At 68.5% G+C, this 8,278-nt stretch carries 7 protein-coding genes; 6 read left to right on the top strand and 1 reads right to left on the bottom strand.

What is annotated here, in order from left to right; all coding sequences use genetic code 11:
- A partial coding sequence (locus VFR64_08025; GenBank protein ID HET9489683.1) for a DUF222 domain-containing protein occupies positions 1-1,323 on the bottom strand: 1,323 nt, incomplete at its 3' end.
- Between the two features lie 308 nt (positions 1,324-1,631).
- Between VFR64_08025 and VFR64_08030 the strand changes: the two genes are divergently transcribed.
- The 6 genes from VFR64_08030 (at position 1,632) to VFR64_08055 (ending at position 8,164) form a co-directional block, all read left to right on the top strand.
- A complete protein-coding gene (locus tag VFR64_08030) occupies positions 1,632-2,417 on the top strand; it encodes an ABC transporter ATP-binding protein (GenBank protein HET9489684.1) in 786 nt (261 codons plus the stop codon).
- 1 nt (position 2,418) lies between these two features.
- A complete protein-coding gene (locus tag VFR64_08035; GenBank protein HET9489685.1) occupies positions 2,419-3,132 on the top strand; it encodes an ABC transporter ATP-binding protein in 714 nt (237 codons plus the stop codon).
- A 7-nt stretch (positions 3,133-3,139) separates the two neighbouring features.
- On the top strand, positions 3,140-4,021 hold the full coding sequence (locus VFR64_08040; protein HET9489686.1) for a branched-chain amino acid ABC transporter permease: 882 nt from the start codon (positions 3,140-3,142) through the stop codon (positions 4,019-4,021).
- Positions 4,022-4,025: 4 nt separating this feature from the next.
- Positions 4,026-5,042, top strand: coding sequence for a branched-chain amino acid ABC transporter permease (locus tag VFR64_08045; protein HET9489687.1), 1,017 nt, complete (start codon positions 4,026-4,028; stop codon positions 5,040-5,042).
- Positions 5,043-5,085: 43 nt separating this feature from the next.
- On the top strand, positions 5,086-6,303 hold the full coding sequence (locus tag VFR64_08050; protein ID HET9489688.1) for an ABC transporter substrate-binding protein: 1,218 nt from the start codon (positions 5,086-5,088) through the stop codon (positions 6,301-6,303).
- Positions 6,304-6,547: 244 nt separating this feature from the next.
- Positions 6,548-8,164, top strand: coding sequence for an ABC transporter substrate-binding protein (locus VFR64_08055; protein HET9489689.1), 1,617 nt, complete (start codon positions 6,548-6,550; stop codon positions 8,162-8,164).
- The last annotated feature ends 114 nt before the right edge of the window (positions 8,165-8,278 follow it).

An 8,278-nucleotide genomic window follows, 5' to 3' on the forward strand; every position in this document is an offset into this window, starting at 1 on the left:
CCCCAGCCAGCCGGGGCAGGACGTCCGTGGGTGGATGTTCAGACCCTGCGCGGTATGCCGTGATCGAAGCACCTCCGCCGGATCGGCCAGCACGGCGGCCGGCGATGGAACCTCAGGAAGGAGCCGGCCGTCCGGCCGGCGGAACCGCAGCGCGCCGGCGGGATCTCGATCGACCTGAAAGCCGTCCTCGTGGACGGCGCGATGGTGCCGCCGACAGAGCAGCGCGAGGTTCGAGAGCGTGGTCGGGCCGCCTTGCGCCCAATGACGGATGTGATGACCCTGGCCGAAACGCACGCCGCACCCGGGGAACCGGCAGCCCCGGTCCCGATGCTGGAGCGCCCTCCGTAACGCCGGAGGGATCGTTCGAGTCCGCGCGCCGATCTCCAGCAGGCGGCCGTCCTGGTCGTGGCGCATGATCACCCGGCTGGCGTCGCAGGCCAGGCGCTGGGACGTTCCAGCTGGAACGCGGGTGCCCTCTTCGAGGACGGACTGGCCGGGCGCCTCCGCGTTGGCCAGGACCTCGGCATCGACGTGAACCACGACCTGGTAGCGCTCGCCCGAGGCCCCGGGATCGAGGCCGTGGTGCAACGCCGTCTCCGCCAGCAGGGCCAGGGCGTCGGCCTGCTGCTGGGCCAGCGTGGAGATGTCCGGGACGACCAGGAACGTTCCCGCAGGAACATCGCCCGAGCCGCTGTCCGTCTCAGCGCGGCGTTCCAGCTCGTTGGTGCTCGCCTTCTGATACAACGCCTCCCGTGCTGCGGCCAGCGCCTGCATGACCAGCGCGCCGACCTCGGGCTCCAGCCGCCCCCGCAGCACCACCATGCCGTCGTCATCTTGATACACGTGCAGGGCCCGGCTCTTGTGGCGCTGTGCGGCTTCCCGGGCTTCAGCCTGCCGGTCGACCTTGCGCCAGCCCCTCACGATGCGCTCGACGTGCTCGGTGGTGCCGGCGCGTCCGACCGCCAGCAGCCGCTCTTCGGTCTCCGGGGTGGCCACCCGGGTCAGCGCCCTGACCTTCGAGTACGACAGCTCCCCGCGGGCGAGCGCCTGGGCCAGCAACGGCAACGCGCCCAGGGCCCGGGCCACGCGCACGTGCTCACGGGCGGCGCCGGGGGCCAGGCCCACTCGCCACGTCAACCAGTGGGCGCAGGACTTGAACCCGTTGCCCCAGCCGCCCTGCGCGTCGAACTCGCGAATCAGATCCAGGAGGCGAGCCGTGGCGGCGTCCAGGTGGGCCGCCAGCTCGGCGATCTCGTCGCCCAGCCGGTCGAGCTCTGCCGTGCGATCGTCAGTGGGAATACAAATCGGCGAGTGTATCTCCATGGCGCCCCCTTCGATGGGGCGACTCTACACCCGGATTTCGGCAGCTCCTGGCAGGCACGACGAGCGGCGATTTCGCGGGGATCCAGATTTTTCGCGACGAATCGACTCCCGAGACCCTGCAGGCGCTCTGTGGCCCGCTGGGCCGGTCCCAGTGAGGTGCTGCCCGCGGGCGGTCAGCGCGACCTCGGAGAAGTGTCAAGTGAGAAAATTTTCAGACGCCGCGCTTAGCACGTTGTGCGGCCGAGCGCGCGACTGTCCGGGCTCGCGGCCAGCTTGGATTCTCTATACACTAGGCCGACCTTCAGACCATGTCCGCCCTCCACGCGGATCCGAGGCCGCTCCTGGCCGTGCAGGACGTCACCGTCCGGTTCGGTGGCATCGTGGCCCTCGAGCGCGTGTCGTTCGACATCCGAGAGGGCCAGATCGTCGGGCTCATCGGTCCGAATGGAGCGGGCAAGACCACCCTCTTCAACTGTTTGAGCGGCCTGTACGCCCCCGAGCGCGGCGACGTGTGCTTCGCCGGTCGCTCGTTGCTCAGCGAGCCGCCGCACCGCATGGCCGGCCTCGGCATCGGGCGCACGTTCCAGAACGTCGCGCTCTTCGGGTCGATGACCGTTCTACAGAACGTGATGGTCGGCGTGCACGGCCGCACCCGCTCGGGCTTCGTCGGCAACGCCCTCCGGTTGCCCGCGGTCAGGCGGGAGGAGGCGGCGACGCGCGCGGCCGCCATGGAGCTCATCGCCTTTCTGAGCCTGGAGGCCGTGGCCTTCCACCCCGCCGCCGGGCTGCCCTTCGGCACCCTGAAGCGTGTCGAGCTCGCCCGGGCCCTGGCGGGCCGTCCGCGGTTGCTCCTGCTCGACGAGCCGGCCGGCGGCCTGAACCACGAAGAGGTCACGGCGCTGGCCACACTGCTGCGCGCGATCCGTGACGAGCGCGGCGTGACCATCCTGCTCGTCGAGCACCACATCGGACTGGTCATGCAGGTCTCCGACCACGTCGTGGTCCTCGATTTCGGTCGCAAGATCGCCGAGGGGCCGCCGGCGGCGATCCAGCGCCACGCCGAGGTGATCCGCGCCTACCTGGGAGGCGCCTGAGGTGCCGCCCCTGCTCGAGGTCGAGAACCTGCGCGCCCACTACGGCCTCACCGAGGCCCTGCACGGGCTGTCCTTCGTCGTGGAGGAGGGTGGTATCACGACGGTCCTTGGCGCCAACGGCGCCGGCAAGACGACCACGCTGCGGGCGGTTTGCGGCATGGTGAGGACCACCGGGACCATTCGCCTCGCGGGGGAGCGCATCGACCGACGACCGACCGAATCGATCGTGCGCCGCGGCATCGCGCTGGCCCCCGAGGGGCGCGGGACGTTCGCGCAGCTCACCGTCGAGGAGAATCTGCGCGTGGGCGCCTGGGGCCGCCGTGAGCGCGGCAACCCGGACGGCGACATCGTCCGGATGTACGAGCACTTTCCCGTGCTGCGCGAGCGACGCCGGCAGCTCGCCGGGACGCTGTCCGGCGGCGAGCAGCAGATGCTGGCGGTGGCGCGGGCCCTCATGCTTCGGCCGCGCCTGCTCCTCCTCGACGAGCCGTCTCTGGGGCTGGCGCCGCTCGTCGTGCGCGAGATCTTTCGCATCCTGGGCGCCATCAACCGCGAGCAGGGGGTGAGCGTCCTGCTGGTGGAGCAGAACGCCGCTCTGGCCCTGGACGTCGCCGACCACGCGTACGTCCTGGAGACCGGCCGGGTCATCCGCTCGGGGGCCGCCGCCGCCCTGCGCCAGGACGACGCCGTCCGCCGGGCGTATTTGGGCTACTGAGGCGGTCGTGGAGATCTTCCTCCAACAGGTCGTGGCCGGGATCGCCACGGGCGGCATCTACGGCGCGCTGGCGCTGGCCCTGGTGATGATCTACCAGGCCACCGACGTGGTGAATTTCGCTCAGGGCGAGATGGCCATGTTCAGCACGTACCTGGCCTGGAGCCTGCTGAACGCCGGCGTGCCGTACTGGGCGGCGTTCGTCGGCACGCTGGCCATCGCGCTGGTGGGCGGCATCCTGATCGAGCGCGTCGTCATCCGTCCCGTGGAGAACGCGCCCATCCTGGCCATCGTCATCGTATGCATCGGCCTGCTCGTCATCTTCAACAGCCTCGCCGGCTGGATCTACTCCTACATCCAGAAGCCGTTCCCGAGCCCGTTCCCCGAGCGCCCGCTTCGCCTGGGCGGCATCGTCTTCGGGGCCCACGACGTCGGGGCCATCGGCGTCACGCTGATCGTCCTGCTCCTGCTCTACCTGTTCTTCCGGTACACGCCATTGGGCCTGGCCATGCGCGCCGCCGCGCAGAACCCCGTCTCCAGCCGGCTGTGCGGCATCCGGGTGGGCTGGATGCTCGCCCTGGGCTGGGGGCTGGCCGCGCTGGTCGGCGCGGTCGCCGGGATGATGATCGCCCCCGTCGTCTTCCTCGACCCCAACATGATGGGAGGCATCCTGATCTACGCCTTCGCCTCGGCCACCCTGGGCGGCTTCACGAGCCCCGGCGGCGCCGTGCTGGGCGGGCTGATCGTCGGCGTGGTGGAGAACCTGGTGGGCACCTACGTCAGGTTCATCGGCACCGAGCTGAAGCTCACCGTGGCCCTCGCCATCATCATCGTCGTGCTCCTGGTCAAGCCGAGCGGGCTCTTCGGCCGCGCGGTCGTGCGGCGGGTGTGAGCCGATGAGCGTCCGCGACGTGGTCGCCGCCGCCGACCAGCTCCGCCGCGGCGCCGCCGTCAGGCACTGGTGGCTGGGGGGCGCGGTGCTGTTGTTCGCCGCCGCCTGTCTGCTGCCCTTCCTCATCAGCGGCTTTCGCGTGTTCCAGTTCACCCAGGTAGGGATCTACGCGATCGCGCTGCTCGGTCTGAACATCCTCACCGGCTACAACGGCCAGATCTCGCTGGGGCACGGCGCGTTCTACGCCGTCGGGGCCTACACCGCGGCCATCATGATCGACCGCTGGGCGGTGCCCTACGGCTGGACGGTCCCCGCGGCCGGCGTCCTCTGCTTCGTCGTCGGGTTCCTGTTCGGCATCCCGGCCCTGCGGCTGGAGGGCCTCTATCTGGCGCTGGCCACCTTCGCCCTCGCGCTGGCGGTGCCGCAGATCTTGAAGTACTTCGACGACTGGACGGGCGGCTCGCAAGGCATCGTGCTGAGCAAGCCGGAGCCGCCGCCGGGCCTGCCGCTCACCGCCGACCAGTGGCTCTATTTCCTCACCCTGGCGTGGCTGGTCGCCCTCTTCGTGCTGGCGGCGAATCTGCTGCGCGGCCGCCCGGGCCGGGCCCTGGTGGCCATCCGCGACCACCCCATCGCCGCGGCAGCGATGGGCGTGAACAGCGCGCTCTACAAGTCGCTCACGTTCGGTGTGAGCGCCGCCTATACCGGGGTGGCCGGCGCGCTCAGCGCTCTGGCCATTGCCTTCGTGGCGCCGGACGCGTTCAATGTCTTCCTGTCGATCACGCTCCTCGTTGGCATCGTGATCGGCGGGCTGGCCTCGATCTCCGGCCCCATCTTCGGCGCGCTGTTCATCCAGTTCGTGCCGAACTGGGCCCAGGACATCTCCAAGGCGGCGCCCTGGGCCATCTACGGCGTCTTCCTCATCGGGTTCGTCTACGTGATGCCGCACGGAATCGCGGGCGCCGTGCGGCTCGCCTGGCGGCGGTTACGGCGTGGCGCCGGAACCGCGTCCGGCCCTTGACGGTTGTGCCCAGCAAGCAGAGACAGGAGACTAGGAGGCATCCATGCTGACACGTCGAACGCTGGCAGTCGTGCTCGCCCTGGCGCTGGGGGTCGCCCTCGCCGCTCCGGCTGGCGCTCAGTCCACGCCGGGCGTCACCGCCACGGAGATCAAGATCGGCAATACCAACCCCTACAGCGGCCCGGCCTCGGCGTACGGCAGCATCGGCAAGGCCATCGCCGCCTACTTCAAGAAGGTGAACGACGAGGGCGGCATCAACGGGCGGAAGATCAACTTCATCAGCTACGACGACGCCTACAGCCCGCCCAAGACGGTCGAGATGGTCCGGCGCCTGGTGGAGCAGGACCAGGTCGCGTTCGTCTTCCAGACGCTCGGCACGCCGAGCAACAGCGCCATCCACCGGTACGTCAACCAGCAGAAGGTGCCGCATCTCTTCGTGGCGACCGGCGCCACCAAGTGGGGCAATCCCCAGAACTTCCCGTGGACCATGGGCTGGCAGCCCACCTATCAGACGGAGGGGAAGGTCTACGCGCAGTACGTGCTGAAGAACGTGAAGGACCCCAAGATCGGCATCCTCTACCAGAACGACGACTACGGGAAGGACTATCTCAAGGGTTTCAAGGACGGGTTGGGCGAGGCCGGCCGCAAGGCCGTCGTGCTGGAGCAGACCTACGAGGTCACCGATCCCACGGTGGACTCCCAGATCGCCAATCTGAAGAGCAGCGGCGCCAACGTCTTCTTCAACATCACGATTCCCAAGTTCGCCGTCCAGGCCATCAAGAAGGCGCACGACCTCGGCTGGAAGCCCCTGCACCTGCTGAACCAGGTCTCGAGCTCCGTGGGCGTCGTGCTCCAGCCGGCCGGCGTGGAGGCGTCCCGGGGGCTGATCAGCACACTTTACCTGAAGGATCCGACGGATCCGCAGTGGAAGGACGATCAGGCTTACAAGGACTGGCTGGCCTTCATGCAGAAGTACTACCCGGACGGCAACACCCGGGACGTGTTCAACGTCTACGCCTACTCGGTGGCCCAGACGATGGTGCACGTGCTCAAGCAGGCCGGCAACGACCTCTCGCGCGCCAACATCATGAAGCAGGCGGCCAACATCAAGGATCTGGCCCTGCCCATGCTCTACCCCGGCGTCAAGATCAACACCAGCCCCACGGACTTCTACCCCATCGAGCAGGAGACCCTGGTGAAGTTCGACGGGGAGCGCTGGGTGCCGTTCGGCGAGGTCTACGACGCCGCCAAGGTGAGGTGACCCCGCCCCCCGGTTGCCGACCGGGGGCATTGCGACTATGCTGTCGCAACCTGGCGCCCGGGACCCGAGCTCACCGCTTCGTGGTCTCGGGACGCCAGGCGATCCGACCGATCAGCCAGAGGTCGGCATGATCGATCCAGCGATCATCGTTTCGATCGCCCCGGATCACGGCAGCGCCCGCCGCTGCCCCGAATCTCTCCGCTCGCCCACGACTCCGCCGCCCGACCCGGAAAGGGGGACCGTCATGTCGAGCCACGCCCGCTCCCGGCTCTCGCTCATGCTGGTCACGCTCCTGACCATCCTCACGGTGTTCGCCTTCGTCACGCTGGCGGGCCCTCCGGCGGCCGAGGCCCAGCGCAAGAAGATCCTCAAGATCGCGGCCAAGGAGCCCGATACCCTCGACCCGCACGCGAGCATCCTCGGGCAGACGCAGTCCATCGTGCGGTTTCTCTACCGCGGGCTCACCCGCTTCGCCATCAAGGACGGCAAGGTCACCACGGCCGACGTCCAGCCCGACCTGGCCGAGAGCTGGACGCTTTCTCCCGACGGCACGCTGTGGACCTTCAAGCTCAAGAAGGGGGTCCAGTTCCACAAAGGGTTCGGCGAGCTGACCGCCGAGGACGTCAAGTTCAGCCTCGAGCGGCAAATGAAGCGGGCGCCGGGCACCCGGTTCGGCGTCAACCTGGGGGTGATCAAGTCCATCGAGGTGATCGACCCCCACACGGTGCAGATCGCCCTGAAGTCCTACGACCCGATCTTCCTGCTGCGCACGGTGGGTTACCAGCAGGGCTACATCATCTCGAAGAAGGCGGCCGAGAAGCACGGGCAGCAGTTCAAGTGGAATCCCGTCGGCACCGGCCCGTTCTACTTCGACCGGCACTCGCCCCGGGAGAAGGTCGTCCTCAAGGCCTTCGACAAGTACCATGCCGGCCGGCCCCAGATCGACGAGGTCCACTGGTTCGACGTGCCCGAGGATGCCACCAAGCTGATCGGGCTCGAGAAGGGGACGTTCGACCTGCTCTACCCCGAAGCCGTCACCGCCGACTTCGCCGACCAGGTCAAGAAGATGGGCGCCATCCTGGACCGCCGGGGCCCCGGCAGCCAGCACCGCTTCTACATCAACATGACGAAGCCGCCGTTCGATGACATCCGGGTGCGCCAGGCGTTCTTCCACGCCATCGACCGCAAGGCCATCAAGGAGACCCTGTACCCCGGCGACCTGGGCCGGCTGGCGAACAGCTGCCTGCCCCCCGGCTACTTCGGTCACATCCCGATGACGTTCCCCCCGTACGATCCGGCCAAGGCCCGGAAGCTCCTGGCCGAGGCGGGCCATCCCAACGGCCTCACGATCAAGAACTACTTCATCAGCAAGTCGTTCTTCTACCCCAAGGTGCTCACGCTGGCTCAGGAGCAGCTCAAGCAGGTCGGCATCAACGTGGAGCTCCAGATCGTGGAGCACGCGACCTACCACGAGAACATCCGGAAGAACCTGAACCCCTTCGTCTTGTACGGGGGCACGCGCATCACCGACGCCGACCCCTGGCTGTCCCTGTTCTTCGACTCCCGCGAGATCCCCGACCCGGCCACCGGCAACCGGGGCACCAACTTCGCCCACTATCGCAACATCGACGACCTGCTCGCGGCCGGCCGGGTCGAGCGCGACGTGAAGAAGCGGGCGGCGATCTACGCCGAGGCCCAGAAGCGCATCGAGCGCGATCTGGTGTGCTTGCCCATCGAGGATGTGCCGAGCCAGTGGGCGCGGAACCCCAAGCGGGTCAGCACGCCCTTCGACCCCGACTACGGAGAGTACGCGCTCCACTACACCTACAACTACCCGGAGCTGCTGAAGGTCGTCGACTGAGGCCCATGAACGAAACGCGAAGTCGAGGGGCGCCACGGCTGGGCCGGGGCGGCCCGAGCGTCGGGGGGCATGGGGGGCGCCCGGAGCCCCCCATGGAGTAAGTCCGGTGTTCCA

The sequence above is a fragment of the Candidatus Methylomirabilota bacterium genome (assembly GCA_035709005.1).
Taxonomy (GTDB): Bacteria; Methylomirabilota; Methylomirabilia; order Rokubacteriales; family CSP1-6; genus 40CM-4-69-5.